Annotated in this window: 1 pseudogene; it reads right to left on the reverse strand. The window is 49.0% G+C overall.

Going from position 1 to position 1,025, the window contains the following annotated elements:
* Positions 1-995: pseudogene (locus ACFIJ7_RS09565) on the reverse strand (hypothetical protein); the annotation flags it as partial.
* Positions 996-1,025: the final 30 nt, after the last annotated feature.

Below are 1,025 nucleotides of genomic sequence, written 5' to 3' on the forward strand. Positions count from 1 at the left end.
ATCTGACCAACCTTCACCCCTTCTTTTGCTGTAATCAAAAGAAAGCCCTTTTCATCTAAAACAAGATCCCCTGAACCGCCCGTAGAAACGACACCTGTCATCAGTGTCCCTGCATCAAGGCTGCCAACCTTTAAAACAGCTTCTTCACCCGTCATCAGCGAAGAAAAGTCAACAGCCCCACCCTCAATATTTGCCTTGCCATAGGCTAAAAGTTGCCCAAAATGAACGGGAGCATTTGTTTCTGGTTGTGCTTGAATGGCAACATTTTGATGCGACAGAATTGTTTGAGAAACAGAAAGCCCGTTATGAGAAATCAGGGTGATATCTCCTGCTCCATAAACACTTTCAGCAACAATCGCACCTTGACTGCTCTGGAGATCAACATCCCCTTGGGTGCCAAGAACAACAACACCTGTAGCACCCGTTGCCGTCATATCAACCCCACCGGCTAAAAGCTGCGCCTTTATATCACCACCGGCATGTGCCTTGAGGTTCCCTTGCGCTAAAACATCCCCCTCAAGCCTCAAGTCTCCACCCGCCTCAAGAACCATATCAACCCTACCAGCTAAAAGATGCGTTTGGATATCACCACCGGCATGTACCTTGAGGTTCCCTTGCGCTAAAACGTTCCCCTCAATCTTCAGCTCTCCGCCTGCCTCAAGAGCCATATCAGCGCCTGACCCTAGCCCTGAAACTTGAAGTGTCTGGCGCGAAGACAGCTCCATGTTGCCCCCAGACGTTGCGTTTCCGGCAATCGATAAAAGTCCATCCTGCGCCTCTATTTTTAAATGACCATCAGCGCCAACGGCTTCTAACGTCACATCCTTATGTGCGGCAATATCAATATGCTTTTTCGAGGTGATGTGCTTTGCCAATACGCTCTGACTTTTCGATTTGAGGACAACACCCCCATGACCAAAAACATTCTTCAACGAGATTTTCCCGTCAGCAGAAAGATGCAACTGCCCCGCATTGGCTGCCATATCATGGCGCATGCGAACCCCTACACCTTTTTCTGTTGCCAC

It is taken from the genome of Bartonella sp. MR100HLJHH (assembly GCF_042194215.1).
Classification (GTDB): domain Bacteria; phylum Pseudomonadota; class Alphaproteobacteria; order Rhizobiales; family Rhizobiaceae; genus Bartonella; species Bartonella grahamii.